The sequence below is a fragment of the Streptomyces sp. NBC_01320 genome (assembly GCF_035974375.1).
Taxonomy (GTDB): Bacteria; Actinomycetota; Actinomycetes; order Streptomycetales; family Streptomycetaceae; genus Streptomyces; species Streptomyces yanii.
In genome coordinates this window covers 10,977,494-10,993,095 of record NZ_CP108390.1, presented here as the reverse complement: position 1 = coordinate 10,993,095, position 15,602 = coordinate 10,977,494, and the positions used below count along the sequence as shown (strand labels likewise).

General features: G+C 66.5%; 14 protein-coding genes and 1 pseudogene. 7 read left to right on the top strand and 8 right to left on the bottom strand.

The window, feature by feature from the left end:
• Window positions 1-55 precede the first annotated feature (55 nt).
• Window positions 56-994: a LysR family transcriptional regulator gene (locus OG395_RS50355; protein ID WP_327248883.1), complete on the bottom strand. Its 939-nt coding sequence runs from the start codon at window positions 992-994 to the stop codon at window positions 56-58.
• Window positions 995-1,255: 261 nt separating this feature from the next.
• Between OG395_RS50355 and OG395_RS50350 the strand changes: the two genes are divergently transcribed.
• The 4 genes from OG395_RS50350 to OG395_RS50335 are packed head-to-tail and all read left to right on the top strand — an operon-like array spanning window position 1,256 to window position 5,171.
• On the top strand, window positions 1,256-2,209 hold the full coding sequence (locus OG395_RS50350) for an ABC transporter substrate-binding protein (RefSeq protein ID WP_327248882.1): 954 nt from the start codon (window positions 1,256-1,258) through the stop codon (window positions 2,207-2,209).
• Window positions 2,206-3,159 carry an amino acid ABC transporter permease gene (locus OG395_RS50345; protein ID WP_327248881.1) on the top strand — a complete coding sequence of 318 codons (954 nt, stop codon included), beginning with the start codon at window positions 2,206-2,208 and terminating at the stop codon, window positions 3,157-3,159. Before OG395_RS50350 ends, OG395_RS50345 begins: the two co-directional genes overlap by 4 nt.
• Complete coding sequence (locus OG395_RS50340; protein ID WP_327248880.1) at window positions 3,156-3,929, top strand: amino acid ABC transporter ATP-binding protein; 774 nt, start codon at window positions 3,156-3,158, stop codon at window positions 3,927-3,929. Before OG395_RS50345 ends, OG395_RS50340 begins: the two co-directional genes overlap by 4 nt.
• 54 nt (window positions 3,930-3,983) lie before the next feature.
• Window positions 3,984-5,171: an NAD(P)/FAD-dependent oxidoreductase gene (locus OG395_RS50335; RefSeq protein ID WP_327248879.1), complete on the top strand. Its 1,188-nt coding sequence runs from the start codon at window positions 3,984-3,986 to the stop codon at window positions 5,169-5,171.
• A 355-nt stretch (window positions 5,172-5,526) separates the two neighbouring features.
• On the opposite strand, the gene OG395_RS50330 is transcribed toward OG395_RS50335, so the two are convergent.
• Complete coding sequence (locus tag OG395_RS50330) at window positions 5,527-6,219, bottom strand: DUF899 family protein (RefSeq protein ID WP_327248878.1); 693 nt, start codon at window positions 6,217-6,219, stop codon at window positions 5,527-5,529.
• 254 nt (window positions 6,220-6,473) lie between these two features.
• On the opposite strand from OG395_RS50330, the gene OG395_RS50325 reads away from it, so the two are divergent.
• Window positions 6,474-7,679, top strand: a complete 1,206-nt coding sequence (locus OG395_RS50325) for an ISAs1 family transposase (protein WP_442818522.1) — start codon at window positions 6,474-6,476, stop codon at window positions 7,677-7,679.
• 199 nt (window positions 7,680-7,878) lie between these two features.
• Window positions 7,879-8,001: pseudogene (locus OG395_RS50320) on the top strand (IS5/IS1182 family transposase); the annotation flags it as partial.
• Window positions 8,002-8,199: 198 nt separating this feature from the next.
• Here OG395_RS50320 and OG395_RS50315 read toward each other — a convergent pair.
• Window positions 8,200-8,661 carry a YdeI/OmpD-associated family protein gene (locus tag OG395_RS50315; RefSeq protein WP_327248877.1) on the bottom strand — a complete coding sequence of 154 codons (462 nt, stop codon included), beginning with the start codon at window positions 8,659-8,661 and terminating at the stop codon, window positions 8,200-8,202.
• Between the two features lie 328 nt (window positions 8,662-8,989).
• Between OG395_RS50315 and OG395_RS50310 the strand changes: the two genes are divergently transcribed.
• Entirely contained in the window at window positions 8,990-9,394 is a 405-nt protein-coding gene (locus OG395_RS50310; RefSeq protein ID WP_327248876.1) for a transposase, read from the top strand.
• Between the two features lie 33 nt (window positions 9,395-9,427).
• Here OG395_RS50310 and OG395_RS50305 read toward each other — a convergent pair whose 3' ends face one another.
• From OG395_RS50305 to OG395_RS50285, 5 genes are all read right to left on the bottom strand, one after another.
• Complete coding sequence (locus OG395_RS50305) at window positions 9,428-10,639, bottom strand: hypothetical protein (protein ID WP_327248875.1); 1,212 nt, start codon at window positions 10,637-10,639, stop codon at window positions 9,428-9,430.
• Window positions 10,640-10,811: 172 nt separating this feature from the next.
• A complete protein-coding gene (locus OG395_RS50300) occupies window positions 10,812-13,541 on the bottom strand; it encodes a hypothetical protein (RefSeq protein ID WP_327248874.1) in 2,730 nt (909 codons plus the stop codon).
• 112 nt (window positions 13,542-13,653) lie between these two features.
• Complete coding sequence (locus OG395_RS50295; RefSeq protein ID WP_327248873.1) at window positions 13,654-14,001, bottom strand: hypothetical protein; 348 nt, start codon at window positions 13,999-14,001, stop codon at window positions 13,654-13,656.
• Complete coding sequence (locus tag OG395_RS50290) at window positions 13,998-14,666, bottom strand: hypothetical protein (RefSeq protein WP_327248872.1); 669 nt, start codon at window positions 14,664-14,666, stop codon at window positions 13,998-14,000. The genes OG395_RS50295 and OG395_RS50290 overlap by 4 nt, the downstream gene beginning before the upstream one ends.
• Window positions 14,667-14,698: 32 nt before the next feature.
• On the bottom strand, window positions 14,699-15,232 hold the full coding sequence (locus OG395_RS50285) for an IPT/TIG domain-containing protein (RefSeq protein ID WP_327248871.1): 534 nt from the start codon (window positions 15,230-15,232) through the stop codon (window positions 14,699-14,701).
• Window positions 15,233-15,602 lie beyond the last annotated feature (370 nt).

Below are 15,602 nucleotides of genomic sequence, written 5' to 3'. Positions count from 1 at the left end.
CTCGGCAAAGCGGAGCGATGGCCTTCTCAGCCTGTACGGCGGCCAGGCCGGGTTGCTACACCGCCGTGGGCGGGTCGATCGTCTGTGACAGTTCCCGGTCGATGGTGGCTGCCGCCGCGCGCAGTACCGCGACGGCCTGGTCGAGGAACGGGTTGGGGTCTCCCGATCGGCGCACGGCGAACACCCGCCGTACGTGCGTGGGGTTGGCGAGGCGGATCAGGTGTACGTCCTCCGACTTGCTCAGGGCGAGTTCGGGCACGATGGCGACGCCGAGCCCGTTCCGTACGAGTTCGAAGGGCAGGTTGTAGTCGTTCGTACGGAAGATGACCTCGGGACGGAAGCCTCCCTCGGCGCAGATGTGGAACAGCGAGCGGGCCGCGTCGGTGTCCTCGCGGTAGCAGATCCAGCGCTCGGCCGAGAGGTCGGCGACCCGGATGCGTCTGCGGCGGGCGAGGCGGTGCTTCTTGGGGACGAGGACGTACAGCGGCTCCTCAAGGATCAGTGTGCGCTCCAGGTCGGGCGGGTCGTTGCGAGGTACTGTGCCGTACTCGAAGATCACCGCCAGGTCGAGTCGGCCCTCGGTGACGGCGGGCAGTGTGACGGGCGGGTCGCCTTCCTCGTAACGGACATCGACGTGCGGACGGTCACGCAGGAAGTCGGTGAGGACCGCGGGCATCAGGCGGAAGCCGGCCGACCAGAAGCTACCGAGGTGCAGTCGTCCGCGCTCGGCCGCCGCGAAGGACCGCATCTCGTCCTCGGCCGCCTCCAAGTCTGCAAGCAACCTGACCGCCCTGCGGGCGAGTTGGGCGCCGGCGGCGGTCGGCCTGACACTGCGCGGCGAACGCTCGAAGAGGGGCACGCCCAGGACTCGCTCGACCGAGGCGATCTGCTGCGAGATCGCGGACGGTGAGTAGCCGAGGCGGCGGGCGGCGGTGCGCAGTGAGCCTGTGGCGACCACATCTCGGATCGCCTGCAACTGCGTCGGGGTCAGCATCAGGAGAACTTAACAACCGGCCCGCAGTCGCCGCCAGAGTTCGCTCCCATGAGGTTCCCTGTGAGCAGGTGGAATCGGCCGCTCCACAGATTATCCGCAGGTGAGAACGGAGTTCGCCTCCCTTACGAGCAACAGCTCAACTGAACGACGTGTGCGGCAACGTTCATTCTGCTTCATCTTGTATTGCCGTCCCCGCTGCCGCAGATTGAGCGGCATTGACCGGCCAGGACATGGCCGGCCGACCCAGGGAAGGGCATTGCCATGGAAATACGGCTCCCGAGGCCCCGAGCCCGCCGGACGAAGCGCGCCGCGTCTGCCGGCGCCGCGCTGGCCGGACTTCTTTTGCTGCTCGCCGCGTGCGGCGGCTCACCCTCGACCGACGCGGCCGACAAGGGACCCGCGGCCAAGTCCGGCCCGGCCACGCAGCGCAAGGACGCGAAACTCGCGGCGCTGCTGCCGCAGAGGGTGCGCGATTCCGGTGAGCTCGTCGTGGCCGAGGGCGACGACTATCCGCCCCTGGTGTCCCTCGGTTCCGACAACAAGACGCTGATCGGCGTGGAACCGGAGCTGATGACGGCGGTCGGCCAAGTCCTCGGCGTCAAGGTGAAGTTCTCCAAGGCGAGCTTCGACAGCATCATCGGCGGTGTGCAGTCGCGCCGCTACGACCTCGCCATCCAGGCCATGCTGGACAAGCCTGAACGCCAGCAGCACGTCACGTTCGTCGACTACTTCAAGACCAGCAGCTCCATCCTCGTCCAGCAGAAGAACGCCGAGTCCATCGGCTCGCTCGACGACCTGTGCGGGCGGACGGCTGCCGTGGAGAACGGCACGGCCCAGGTCGACGACGTCGACGCGCAGGCCGAGAAGTGCAAGGCCGCGGGCAAGCCGGCCGCCAAGCCGCTCGTCTTCCCCGACTCCGTCGGCTGCTTCCAGGCCCTGACCACCGGTCGCGCCGACGCCTTCGTCGGCGGCACCCCGACCGTCGCCTACCAGGCCGAGCAGTCCCACGGCCAGATGAAGCAGGTCGGCAAGCCGTACCGCTTCCTGCCGTACGGAATCCTGGTCAACAAGCAGGACAAGAAGCTGGTCGAGGCCGTGCGGCAGGCCCTCCAGAAGGTGATGGACAACGGCACCTACGGAAAGATCCTCAAGCGCTGGGATGTCGAATCCGGCGCCCTGGACCGCGCCACGGTGAACGGCGGCACCACCACATGAGCGAGTCCACTCTCCGCACCACCGGCATCGCAAAGACGCCCGCGGTCCGCAAGGAGATCGATGCGGTGCCGCTGCGCCGGCCGGGCCGCTGGATCGCGTCGGCCGCCCTGGCGTTCGTCCTGGTGTTCCTCCTCCAAGGGTGGGCTGCCAACCCGCGCATGCAGTGGGCAACCGTCGGCGACCACCTTTTCGCGCCCGTCGTCCTCGAGGGCCTGGGCACCACGCTCTGGCTGACGGCGGCCGCGATGGCGATCGGCACCGTCGGCGGTGTCGTCCTGGCTGTTCTGCGCAGGTCGGCCAACCCTCTCCTGTCCCGGCTGAGCTGGCTGTACATCTGGGTCTTCCGCGGCACACCGCTCCTGGTCCAGCTGCTGTTCTGGTACTTTCTCGCCGCGGTCGTGCCCCGGGTCGGATTCGGGGTGCCATGGGGGCCGACGTTTATCGAGTTCGACACGAACGGGCTGGTGACCCAGACATCGGCGGCCCTCCTCGGACTCGGACTGCACGAGGCCGCCTACATGGCGGAGATCGTCCGCTCCGGCATCGCCTCTGTGGACGACGGGCAGTCGGAGGCGGCGAACGCGCTCGGCATGACGCACCGTCAGACCCTGCGCCGGATCGTACTGCCGCAGGCCCTGCGCATCATCATCCCGCCCACCGGCAACCAAGTGATTTCCATGCTCAAGACCACGTCGCTGGTCTCGGTTATCGCCGTGCCCGAGCTGCTCACTTCCATCCAGGCCATCTACTCCCGCAACTTCCAACAGATCCCTCTGCTGACCGTGGCCTGCGCCTGGTACCTCCTGGCCGTTTCGGTCCTGAGCATCGGCCAGTACTACCTCGAGCGCCGATACGGGCGCGGGGCGAGCCGTGACCTGCCGCCAACCCCGCTCCAGCGCATGCGCGGCACCTTCGCCCAACCTCGGCCCGCACCCTTGGAGAACCGATGAAGACGAGCACCGCGCCGGTGGTGCGTGCCGAAGGTGTGCACAAGAGCTTCGGCAGGACCGAGGTGCTCAAGGGCATCGACCTGAGCGTCGCGGCCGGCGAGGTGATGTGTCTGGTCGGCCCGTCCGGCTCCGGCAAGTCCACCTTCCTGCGCTGCATCAACCGACTGGAGACCATCGACGCGGGACGTCTGTATGTACGCGACGAACTGATCGGTTACGAGGAGCGCGACGGACGTGTGCACGAGCTGACCGACTCGGCGGTCGCCCGGCAGCGGCGCGGCATCGGCATGGTCTTCCAGCGCTTCAACCTGTTCCCGCACATGACGGCGCTGCAGAACGTGATGGAGGCGCCGGTGCAGGTCAGGAAGGAATCCAGAGCCGAGGCCACAGAGCGCGCCCGGTCGCTCCTCGCCAGAGTCGGACTCGCCGACCGCGCGCACTCCTACCCCTCACAGTTGTCGGGCGGTCAGCAGCAGCGCGTGGCGATCGCCCGGGCGCTGGCGATGCGCCCCGAACTGATGCTGTTCGACGAGCCCACCTCCGCCCTCGACCCCGAGCTCGTGGGCGAGGTCCTCGATGTGATGCGCGGGCTCGCCGACGACGGCATGACGATGATCGTCGTCACGCACGAGATGGGCTTCGCCCGGGAAGTCGGCGACTCCCTCGTCTTCATGGACGGCGGTGTCGTCGTCGAGTCCGGCACGCCGACGGACGTGCTTGGCTCCCCTCGCCACGGGCGCACCCAGGCGTTCCTCGGCAAGGTCCGCTGACCGGCCCGACGCCCCACCCACCACCCTTCATCCACGCACCGCAAAGGAAGACCCATGCCCCGTGTCCTCGTCATCGGAGCCGGTGTGGTCGGCGCCTCCGTCGCGCACCATCTGGCGGCCGGCGGCGCCCATGTCACAGTGATCGAGGCAGGCGGTCCGGCCGCCGGCACATCCAGCGCCACCTTCGCGATCGACGTCACCCACCTCAAGACACCGCACACCTACTACGCGTTGAACCGGCGCAGCGCCGAACTGCATGTGCGGCTCGGCGACGAGCTGGGCGGAACCGACTGGCGTCACCCCGTGCCGCTCGTGCAGTGGGGGCACACGGAGCAGGAACAGCTCGTCATCCGGGAGCGCGCCGAACGCCTGCGCAGCTGGGGACACGCCTGCCGGTCGGCCGATCCGTCGGAACTGGCCGAGCTGGCCCCGGGTGTGAGCCCTGACGCCTGCCGGGCCGACGAACTCGTCGTCCACGAGCACGCGTCCTGGTACGACGCTCCGCTGTTCACCCGGCGACTGCTGGACCGCGCGGCACTCAACGGCGCCGACATCCGCTACGGGCTGCGGGTCACCGGCATGCTGCGCACCGGCGACCGCATCACCGGCGTGGTGGCGGAGGGCCGCCGTTTCGAGGCGGACTGGGTGGTCAACTGCACGGGCCCACAAGCGGGGCGCATCGCCGAGCTGGCCGGCGGGTCGCTGCCGCTCAACCGTGTGCCGGGGCTCGTGGGCGAGAGCACCCGGCTGCCGGATCAGGACCGCCTCGGTGCGATCCTGGCGACTCCCGGTGTCGATCTGCGGCCCGCGCCCGACGGTCGCGTCGTGTCGATCTCCTGGCCGGTGGACGCCGTACTGCCGCCGGACGTCGAGGGTGCGTCGGACCCGGCACGGCAGGCCGACGTGGCGCTGGAACAGGCACTGCACCGCCTGGGCCGTGAGGTGTACGCCCCCTTGCGCGCTGCTGAGATGGCCGGCGTACGGCTGGGAATACGCCCCGTCCCCGCAGACGGGCTGCCGCTGGTGGGCTGCTCGGCGGCAACGCCCGGTCTTTACACGGTCGTCACGCACAGCGGAGTGACCCTGGCGCCGGCGCTCGGTCTGCTCGCCGCGAAGGAACTCATCAGCGGCGCTTCCGTCCCGGACCTGGCGGACTACAGTCCGGACCGCACCCCGGCCACGGACGTACTCGACGAGAGCGTGCAGGTCATGAGCAGCGCGGGGGCGATCACAGCGGCGTGAGACGGATCCGCCGCCCCGGCGCGCGGATGGCCCCCACCGCGGTGGGGGTCATCCGCGCGTTGCGCACGTGATCGGCCCGCCCCTACGAACGCACCTTGGCCATCCGGCGGCCGGGCATCGCCTGCGTCAACCGTGAGGGTCGGCCCACGGCGCGAAACGCTCGTCCAGTAAGGCTGCGAGTCACTTCACGGCCGTTCCCGAACCGGGTGGCGCCGCCTGTGCTGGCAGTGGCCGTGCTCTTGACCGTCTCCGGCCGCATCAGCAGGCGGATTCCTACCAAGCTCGGGGGCCCAGCAGCTGCAACACCATCCGGACCGCTCCCGAGGACGCCAACTGACCCTGGCGACCCCGCAGGTCAGCTGTTCTGGCCGTAAGCGGCTGCGATCTCCTCCGACCCCGCCCACCGGCTGTAGGTCGGCGACTGCGGCCACCCCTCCGGCGAGTCCTGCCACACCTCCTGCCGCCCGTACGGCAGCAGGTCGACCAGGCCGAACAGGTTGCTCATCTGCTCCGTGCCGCGACCGTCCGTGTGCCAGGTCCGGTACACCGTGTCGCCATCGCGCAGGAATACGTTGACCGCGAATCCGGCGTTCGGCGGGGCGCCGACATCGCTGCCGAACGAGCTGTTCGCCGTCGAGTACCAGGTCATCGTGTTCCCGACCTTGCGCCGGTAGGCGAGCGCCTCGTCGATCGAGCCCTGGGTGACGATCACGAACCGGGCATCGAACTTCTCCAGGCCCAGGAGCCGGGTGAACTGCGAGGTGAAGCCGGTGCAGCCGCTGCACTGCCACTCCGCGCCTTCGTGCCACATGTGGTTGTAGACGATCAGCTGCGGGTGCTCGCCGAAGATCTCGGCGAGACGGACCGGACCGTCCTCTCCCTCCAGTACGTAGTCGGGCATCTCGACCATCGGCAGCCGACGGCGCTGGGCGGCGATGGCATCGAGCTCCCGGGTGGCGGCCTTCTCCCGGACGCGCAGCGCTGCCAGTTCCTTGTCCCAGGTGGCGGCGTCGACGACGGGCGGCAGGGGGTTCGGGGTAGTGGACATGGTGCCTCCGGACGATCGGGTGGTTGTCTGGGATTAACGACTCCCCGCCCAGCGGGAAGTCATCGGCCCTCGCCCGGCGAATTCGCGGCGCCGACGGCGACAGGGGCATTGCGTGATTGGGATTGGTCCGGTTCGCCGGTCTCGTGAGTGACGTGGCGTCATGTCCGTTGTGGGGCAAGGGGCCCGGGAGAGCAGAGCAGGCACGGTGCTGGTGATCATGTGGTTGTCGAGACCCATGAGAACCGAGCGAGACCGTGCCTGCCCGAACATCATCGCCCATCCCTTCCGCACTGGAGCAACTGGGCTCCCCGACTGATCCCCTCACCTCAAGCGATGTCGCTGACCTGCGGCGATTCCTGATCCTGGTTACCGATCCCCGCGATGCGCGAGGACTGCGATATCCGGCCCTCGCGTTGCTGTGCGCAGCCGTCTCGGCGGTGCTGACCGGCGCTCGCTCGCTCATCGCGATCAGCGAGTGGATCACGGATGCCCCGCAACATGTGCTGGGCGTCCTCGGCTTCGCTGCCGATCCACTTACCGGTCTGCGGCCGGTGCCGCACGCCGCAACCGTGCGCCGCCTGCTGCAGCGTGTGGACGGTGACGCGCTGGACGCGGCGATCAGCGCGTATCTGCAGGCCAGAACGCCGCCCCCGGTCGAGCCGGAGGCGGAGAAACGGCCGGTGCGACGGGTGATCGCGGTCGACGGCAAGGTGGTCCGCGGATCGCGAACCGCAACGGCCGCGGCGATCCAGCTGCTGGCGGCGATGGACCACCACGGCGTGGTCCTGGCCCAGCGGCAGGTCGCTTCCAAGAGCAACGAGATCCCCTCCTTCGCGCCGTTGCTGGACGGTCTCGAGCTGGAGAACACGGTGGTGACCGCCGACGCCCTGCACACCCAGCACGACCACGGGGCCTATCTGACCAGTCGCGGCGCGCACTACGTGGCCGTCGTGAAGAAGAACCATCCGGGCCTGTACGCCCAGGTCAGGAAGCTGCCCTGGCGGGACATCCCGCTCGGGCACCGCGCTCGCGACCACGCCCACCACCGCGACGAGATCCGCCGGCTCAAGGTCGCCGCGTTCAGCCACCTCGACTACCCCGGCGCCCGCCAGGCGATCCAAGTCGTACGGTGGCGACGCGACTTGAGCACCAGGAAGCTGACCATCGAGCGCGTCTACCTGATCACCAGCCTGAGCGTCTTCGACGCCACCTGCACCGAGCTCGCCACCTGGATCAGAGGCCACTGGGGTATCGAGAACCTCCTGCACCACGTGCGGGACCGCACGTTCCGCGAGGACGACTCCAAGGTCCGCACCGGCACCCTGCCCCGCGCCATGGCCTCCCTGCGCAACCTCGCCATCAGCGTCTTCCGCCAGGACGGCCAGACCAACATCGCCGCCGCCCTCCGCCACACCGGCCGCGACTACCACCGGCCCCTACGAGCCCTCGGTCTCACGTGACGAACCCAGACAGATCTCGATCATGCAATGACCCTGCCGACGGCGACCAGCCTCTTCGACGCCCGCAGGATCCGCCTTCTCTGCACTTCGCAAAGCGGAGCGCCGAGTGATACCCAGGACGTCGTTTCTTATGACGCGATCGTTCGTTGAGCAGTGCATGACGGATTTGGTTGAGCGGTTGGTGTCGGATGAGTTGTAGGTGCTGTTCCGGCGGGTGGTGTCGCCCACGGAAGTGAGGCGCCCGCAGGGCGGCGGCCGACGCCGGGCCGGTGACCGCGGGACTCTGGCCGCGATCATCTTCGTGGTCACCTCGGGTTGTACGTAGCGGCAGCTGCCACCGGTCTTCGGCCCGGCCTGGCAGACCCCGCCGCAGGCGACCGGCCAAACTGGGTCTTCGATCTTGAGCGGTGCGCCTGCGTAGGACCTCTGACGTTCCGTCACGCTCAGTGAGGGGTGGCTGCTGCCGGGGCCGAAGGCGCGCCAGGAGCCCAGGGCACCACGCAGCGGGTTCTCTCCGCGACTACGGGTACAGCTTCTCGCCCTTCGCCATCACTACGTAGTTCTCCATCCGGCGCGCCCGGGTCTCGGCCTTCTTGGCATCCTGGATCCGGTACGGGATCGCGAAGCGGTTATGCCGATCCAGCGTCTCGAAGAACGCCGCCGCGGCCGGGTCGGCGGTCAGGGCCGCCGCGAGATCCTCCAGCACTGCTGCGGTTTTCGTGCCGTCGTAGGCCGCCTCCCAGCGGCCGTCCGCCTTGGCGCGGTCGACCTCGGCCTGCCCCGGCGGATGCATCCGGCCCTGCTCGATCAGGGCGGCCAACCTGTCCCGGTTGACCTTGGACCACTTGCTGCTCGGCTTGCGCGGGCTGAACCGCTGGAGCCGCCACTGGTCGTCGAACTTGGCCTTCTGGCCGTCGATCCAGCCGTAACAGAGTGCCGCGACCTTCCGTATGGCGAAGGCGGGCTGGAATTCCGCTGGCACAAGCGCCGCTGGTGGTGCCGAGAGCCCTGCTGCCCGCGCCGGTCATTCACCGAGCAGATCCCCCACATACCGGCCAGCGCGCGGCTCACCACCCGGCTGCGCACTGTGGCCGCGCGCCGGGTACGCGACGCGGGATCCACCGCGCTCAAGGCCGCCCGCTGCACCTGTCCTGGCCGACCGTGATGGACGCCGTCCGCGCCCAGGCCCGCGAGGTCACCGCGGAGCCGCTCCCCGAGGTGAAGGTCCTGGGCATCGATGAGACCCGGCGGGGCGAGACGACGTGGGCACAAGACCCGGAGTCGGGCAAGTGGCAGCTGGTGCGCGACCGGTGGCACCCGGGTTCGTCGACGCGCTGGGCGCCGGCGGGCTGCTCCGCCAGGTCGAGGGCCGCACCGTCGCCGACGTCCTGGCCTGGCTGTCCACCACCGGCCTGGAGTGGAGAAAGAACATCCGGTACGTCGCGATCGACATGTCCACCACCTACCGGGCTGCCGTGCGCACCGGACTCCCGGGCGCCGTCGTGGTCGTGGACCACTTCCACGTCGTCCATCTCGTCAACAAGATGCTCTCTGCGTCACCACCCGCCGAGCCCGCAGTCGTCGCGCACCTCGGCGACCATGCGCACCACACGGCGACGGAGCTCAAGCGGGTAACGGGAAGGTCGTGGCATGACCCGATCTTTTTACGAAATCGAGTCTCCATTCGAACCGGGGCGGTTCACCGAAGTCGTTGATCCCGGACGGCGCGAGCTGCTGCTGGTAACTCCTCAAAGCGCCGAAGTCAGTAGGCAGCATCCTGTCCCGCCGAGGGAGTGGACCCCGACAATGCCCATGGGCAGGTCCAGGCCACTGGCCGTTCCCGCCAGCCGGAGGACATCGTCGCCGACACCGCGAACGTCACCGCGGCTGGAGATCGGGACGCCTGGCCAGACGTGGCCAGCCAGCTGCTCGGCGCACTGCAGATCGAGGGAGCTCAGTCCGCTGAGCACGACATGCGACGGCTTCCTGCCGTTCGGCAGACCGGTGGGGACGCCGGCAAGGTCCATCGCGGCGGTGGGCTGGGACGGGACGGCTGGGCTGACCAGCGAGCATGCCTGCAGGATGGGGTGGCCGCCGTCTGGCCTACCCGGTTGCAGCATCAGAGCGCTTGCTCCCCCGCGCATGTGCGGCAGGTCGTCGCAGAGCAGCAGCCCCAGGGCCTGTGCCAGGACGCCGTGGACCAGATCGACGCCGCAGACCACGACAGAGTCGACCCGGTCCAGTGCTATGAGGTCCTGGGCCAGCCCGAGGGCGGTCATGCTGCCCCCGGAGGAACCTACGAGGACGAACAGCTCGCTGAAGCCAAGCCGGCCCGCCAGTGAGCGGATGGCGCCCTCCAAGGGCGGACCGGGGTCACGGGGAGACACCTTGGCGAGCAACGCCTCGCCCGCGTCGGCGAGCATGGAACCCACGATCAGTGCGGTACGCCGGCCGCCGACCGGGGCCAGCGTTTCGATGACCTGGCTTGCCATCTCCGCGCACGACACGCCCTCGCTTTGGTGAGTCCGCTGGACATAGGCGGTCATGGTGAGGGCTGGCGCGGTGTCGACTCGCCGGCCTCCGAGCCACAATTCCGCTGTCGCGTGCGCCGTGGCACCATCGGCCGTCGCGTCGGCAGCCACCAGCACCACCTGCTCGGCACGCCCGGCCGTCAACCACACCTCAGCCAGAGTCCGAGCTCGCTCGAGGTCGGCGGGGACACTGACGACCGGCCCCCAAGCTTGCAGCTTCTCCGCGATGCTCTTCGCCACCCGACCCACCGGAAAGTAGGCGATCGCCCGGAAGAGATCGGTCGGCGCCCGCTCCCCGAGGCTCATCCGCTGCGCGACATCGGCTGTGCGCCGGGCCACCATATGTTGGTCGCCGCGCTCGGTGGCAAGGATCAGCCCGAGGTGGCCGCCCTCGGCGAGTTCCGGTGCGCTGGCACGAAGCTTGGCCACGGCACGCCTGGCCGCGCGGGTCACGTGCAAGCCACGACCGAACTGCCGGGCCCGCAGCACCGCTGTGGCAGCGTCGGAGGAAGTCCCGTCCGGAAGCGGTCCCAGATCATCCGCACTGTCCTCGGTGAATCCACACGATGCCCGCTCGACGGCCGACAATCTCATAGCCGGATCACCCTTCCCCAGCCGGTAATGACACCTGCTGCGCATGCCAGTCCGCGAAGGCTGAGGGCGGGTAGATACCCCAATACACCTCATGCTCCTGCATGCCGTCCGGTGCCGGCGCGCCGTACACCACAACGACAACGACCTGGTCTTTCTGTTGCAAACTCATGTTCATGCTCATCGTGGCGCGCCCAGTCGGCAGCAACGTCTCCAAGCTCTGACGTCCGACCATATTCCCAGACGGCGTTAGCTTGTTGTCGACTACCGATGGCGCGCCGTGGTAGAACTCGCAGGCGACATTCTGGATCTCCTTCAAGCTGTTGTTGAAGACCTCGACTTTGACGTCAACCGTGCCGTCGTCGTTGTCCTGGAATGAAATCGATCGGCTGAACCCCTGCAACACCGAATCCGTGGAATTCGGATACAGCGACTGCAGCATGACACGGGGTCGGTAATAGCTGGCCCACAGTTTGCCGGGCATGGTAATTTTATAACTTACCATCAGGCATCCCATCGTCTGATGGTAATAAATGTAGGGTGTGATCTGGTATTCGTAGCCGATGTCTTTGACGCTTCCCGACGTGACGATGATGTTCATGGTGGTGGTGTGCGACAGCATCGTCGTCTGCACGTCCGACTCCGAGTATGTCTGTCCTTCGCTCAGGTCCAGCCCGAAATCGATCGGGATGTAGTCGAGCAGGTTGGCGCTGATGGAGAAGTGCGCGCTGTCCGTCGTGGAGTTGTGGACCATGAATGACTTGCTGATGTTTTCGCTGACCATCTGGGTCCGGTCGTAGTTCAGGGTGCTTCCGCTGGGCTCGTTGGTTACCGACATGGTGGTCAAGTTGAACAGCAGTTGGGAGTCGTCGTAACCGTCCGGTTGCAGGTTGACATAGCTCAACAGGACGCCGTTTTGCGAGGGGGGTATGTAGCCCAGGCTGGGATCGCTCGCGGGGATGGTGCTCTGGACCGGCTCCGGCGCCATCGGGAAGATCACCGCCATAGTGCCGTCCGGGGCGTCCTGGCTGGCCTTGCGGTAGACCGGGTAGGTCCAGACGTAGTAGCTCATGGCGTACAGCACGATCAGGTCGTCCACGGAGATCGTTGTGGTCGACTGCACGAGCGTGCTGGTGGAGTAGTCGTCGAGCTGGTCAAAGCTGTAGCCATAGGAGCTGTTGACGTGCTGCCCCAAGGTTTGCCCGGCAATTCCGATGGAAATGCCGGTGTCCTTGCTGAACGTCCATACCTTGTTCGACGAGACATTGCATCCCGTGACCTTGGAGACGGTCTGGCCGAAGGTGAGGGTCGGGTTGCTGATCGACACATCACCGGACTCGAACGGCGGCGCCTGAATGACGGCCAGCAATTGCCCTTTGCCCACCGACTGGCTGAGCGTCGGCGGACCGAGGATCACGCTCTGCCCAGTGACATCGCTCGACAACGCGAAGAAACCGGACTGGTAGTCGATGGTCATCACGTCCGTCAGGTGCTGTGGGAGACCGGGCGAATTGTTCAACCGTGGGAACGTCTTCTCGACCGCATCAACGGGCACCAGGCCGGCCAGAATGGAAGCCTCCCCCTTCATGAGCTGGTCGAAGGTCGCGCCACCGCCGACGACCAGCACCCCCAGCACTCCTGCGGGCGCATCGGCCGATACCGCCGTCTGGTCCGGAGGCAGTGCCTCCCCGAACAGACCCACCGCCAAGTGCAGGTCGATTGAGGCGAGAGGTTGTGAACCGGTGTTCGCCGCGGCGTACTTGCTGAGTTGCTTCAGGCTCTGAGTACCGTGGGCCCCCTCCTCCAGCTCGAACAGCAACAGCGCAGCGCAGCCCTTCACGGACTGATAGGTCGCGCTGTATCCGACCACCAGCTGGTCGACGCCATTGCCGAGCAGGTCGCCGGCGGCCACCCGGAACACCGCGCCCTCGGGCGGGGCGAAGCTGAGATCAGGGGTGGCCGTCGCGACCGAAACCAGAGTCTGCTTGGTCCAGCCGAGCACAGTAACGTTCAGGACGCCCTGGGGATCGAGATGGGTCACTACAACCTGCTGGTCCGAAGTGCCTGCCGCCAGCGAGGCTGTGGTGATGTCGACGACAGCCGCATTCTGTACCGCGCCCAGCGAAATGGTGTTGACCGATGACATCGCTGGATTCGCACCGAGCACACTCGAACCGAGATCGTTGACCATCAACTGCCCGTTGTGCACGGTGCAGACGATCGCGTGCGCATCGAGTTGATTGCGTGCCAGCAGCGCGCCCACCACCCTGCCCGTGACGGTGGTCGGCAGGCACATTGGGCTGGACAGGTGCCCGGTGGAGCAATCGAGCGATTGCAGGAAGATGCTCTGTGCATCCTGGCCGAGCAGCAGGAGGTGTGGATCCTGAATCTGCTGCGGATCGAGATCCACGATGTTGCTCAGGTTGGAGACGGCCCAGGTTCGCGAAGTGGCTTTGTCGTGGTCGCTTCCGATGATCTGCACCTTGTCGGCTGTCAGCACATAGACGTTCTGCACGGCGGCGTGCATATTGGTGGCCGCCTTGACGTCCCGGATCTGATCCTGTGCTTGCAGGTCGAGCGGCTCGACCGGGCTGCCACCGTCCGCGTTGTATGTCACCCGGTTATAGCGGGGGGCGGTCGCGCTCCGGGGAGTGCCGATGACCGTGACATCCAAAATCTCATACAGCGTTTGCCCGAGTTGTAGCGGGTTCTGCGGCTGCTGTTGTTGGCTCCCGGTCATAACGTCTCTCCACAAAGCGGATCAGTCGAACGTGAGCGGGTACCGGTGTGTCGGTGCAGTGTGGCATCAGGTTGCGGTGGGCGCCCTCAGGTACTGACACGACAAAGCTCTGTCAGCGCACCTCGAATCGCACATCGGCGGAGCCGAAGCCGGACAGCAGGATCTCCTTGGTCTGCTGGCCGGCCACCTGTTCCTGGTTGAGATGGAAGGCGAGTTTGTGCTCGGCGTCTGTCTCGGTGACCTTGCTCTCCCCGATCCGGGTACCGGCCGGCACACTAGCCATCAGCTCGACGTTCAGGCCGCCGTCCGGCATGGGCGTGCAGGTGCCTCGGTAGGTGATGCCGCGGTGATCCGTTCCCGTGACCTGACCATCGTTCAGGCTGAACTGGCCGACTGACACATCCCCAGAAGGAGTCTGCAGATGCACCTCGACGGTTGAGCTCTCCGGATTCGCAGTCATGTTCGGCCACCTGTCTGCTGGTTGATCAACGCGATCAACGTTTTGCTGAAGTCAGCAGTCAGGAAGACGTTCTGTAGCGTCGAGCGCATCGCATCCGCCTCCTTGAAAGTGGAAAAGAAGTCGCCGATCGCTACCAGCCAGGAAGGCATCCCACCTGTATCGGGGGTGACGGTGACCGCCGGAGCGCCATTGACCACGACGTTACTCAGGGTCACGGCGCCTCCCAACTTGGCGACGTAGTAGAGCGAGTTGTTGCTGATGGTCTGGACGATGGCGCCGTGGCCGCTGGCGGTTGCGGAATCCGCTTTCTTCCCCAAGTCGTAGAGCGCGCAGGGCTGGCCATAGCCGTAGTTGCCGGAGATTTCTAGCTGGGAGAACGACAACGGCAGGTGCACCGTGGTGCCGTCCATTGCGGCTGCGGTCTGGATCTTCACACCGGACATACTGACGATCTTGAGAGAGGTCAGCGTAATGGTGGCGTCACCGTCACTGCCCCAGCCCACCACACCCTCCCCGGGAGTGTTGAAAGCACTGCAGGCGCCAAGGTCGCCGGCATCGTACGTTTCCACAGGCAAACTCTGCTGCTGCGCCAGTTCAGGCAGCGTGTCCTGCACCCATGTCGTGATATCCGCCCAGGCGTCGACCACATCCTGCGGGGTGGCCATGAATGCCACCTCCTTTCTGCAACGGAGTTCGGCTACTGCACGGTGAGAATGAAGGGGCAGTTCACCTGGCGATCCTGTGTCTGTCCGGTGACGCGTTGCTGGCCGGGCTGTACGGCCGCAGGAACCGTCACGCGGACCATTTCAGAGTTCAAGTGCGTCAGGCTCAGGACATTCACGACGCCGATGCGCAGGTACTTGATCTGGTCGAGGTTCTGACCACTCAGGGTCAATGGTGTCTCACCTCGAACTACTGTGCGCGGTTGCATGCCCGTGATCTGCGCCGCCCCAGGCGCTGCATTTACGGTGAAGATGGTCGAGCTCTGCGCAGTGACGGGAACCGGCTGCTTTTGAACCGTCACTTCGAAGTCGCCGCTCTGCGAATTGGCCAGAATGGTGACGTCGATCGTGCCACCGCGTGTGTCGACAGCAGTCACATTGACCGTAGGCGATCCGCTCAGCAGCACCGTGGTGTTGCTGATACTCGCATCTGACGGCATATCCGTCAGCGACAAGGTGACCCTCGTGTCGACGGGGCCGTTCGTAGGATTGAAGCCCGTGATCTGCACTGTTCTCATTCCCCTCAGTCGTTCCCCTCGATCGCGAGGGCCGTACTTACGTCTGCCGACCCTCGAATCCGATCGAAGCAGGTGGCAGAAGGATTGATTCGCGCCTCACCCCCAGCATCAGCGAGGACCTCGGGAGCCATATAGGCAATCTGCTGGATGCTGCGATCAGTCGTGATCGATTTCGATCGCAGGTCGAGTCATCTATCGACGGTCGAGTGACCTGCTGGTGCGGTACGCTGGATGGCCTTTTCGGAACCAGCACCCTGGGGAAAACAGTCCCCCATCTCAAGCCGTAGACATCACGCCAGGTCAAGTGCGCCTTTAATGTCGATGCCCTTGCCATCAGCCTACCTCGCCCTAATCCATCGGG

Bases quoted from the DNA above. Each gene is read 5' to 3' on its own strand.
- OG395_RS50355 (WP_327248883.1), bottom strand. From the start codon at position 994: ATGCTGACCCCGACGCAGTTGCAGGCGATCCGAGATGTGGTCGCCACA.
- OG395_RS50350 (WP_327248882.1), top strand. From the start codon at position 1,256: ATGGAAATACGGCTCCCGAGGCCCCGAGCCCGCCGGACGAAGCGCGCC.
- OG395_RS50345 (WP_327248881.1), top strand. From the start codon at position 2,206: ATGAGCGAGTCCACTCTCCGCACCACCGGCATCGCAAAGACGCCCGCG.
- OG395_RS50340 (WP_327248880.1), top strand. From the start codon at position 3,156: ATGAAGACGAGCACCGCGCCGGTGGTGCGTGCCGAAGGTGTGCACAAG.
- OG395_RS50335 (WP_327248879.1), top strand. From the start codon at position 3,984: ATGCCCCGTGTCCTCGTCATCGGAGCCGGTGTGGTCGGCGCCTCCGTC.
- OG395_RS50330 (WP_327248878.1), bottom strand. From the start codon at position 6,219: ATGTCCACTACCCCGAACCCCCTGCCGCCCGTCGTCGACGCCGCCACC.
- OG395_RS50300 (WP_327248874.1), bottom strand. From the start codon at position 13,541: ATGACCGGGAGCCAACAACAGCAGCCGCAGAACCCGCTACAACTCGGG.
- OG395_RS50295 (WP_327248873.1), bottom strand. From the start codon at position 14,001: ATGACTGCGAATCCGGAGAGCTCAACCGTCGAGGTGCATCTGCAGACT.
- OG395_RS50290 (WP_327248872.1), bottom strand. From the start codon at position 14,666: ATGGCCACCCCGCAGGATGTGGTCGACGCCTGGGCGGATATCACGACA.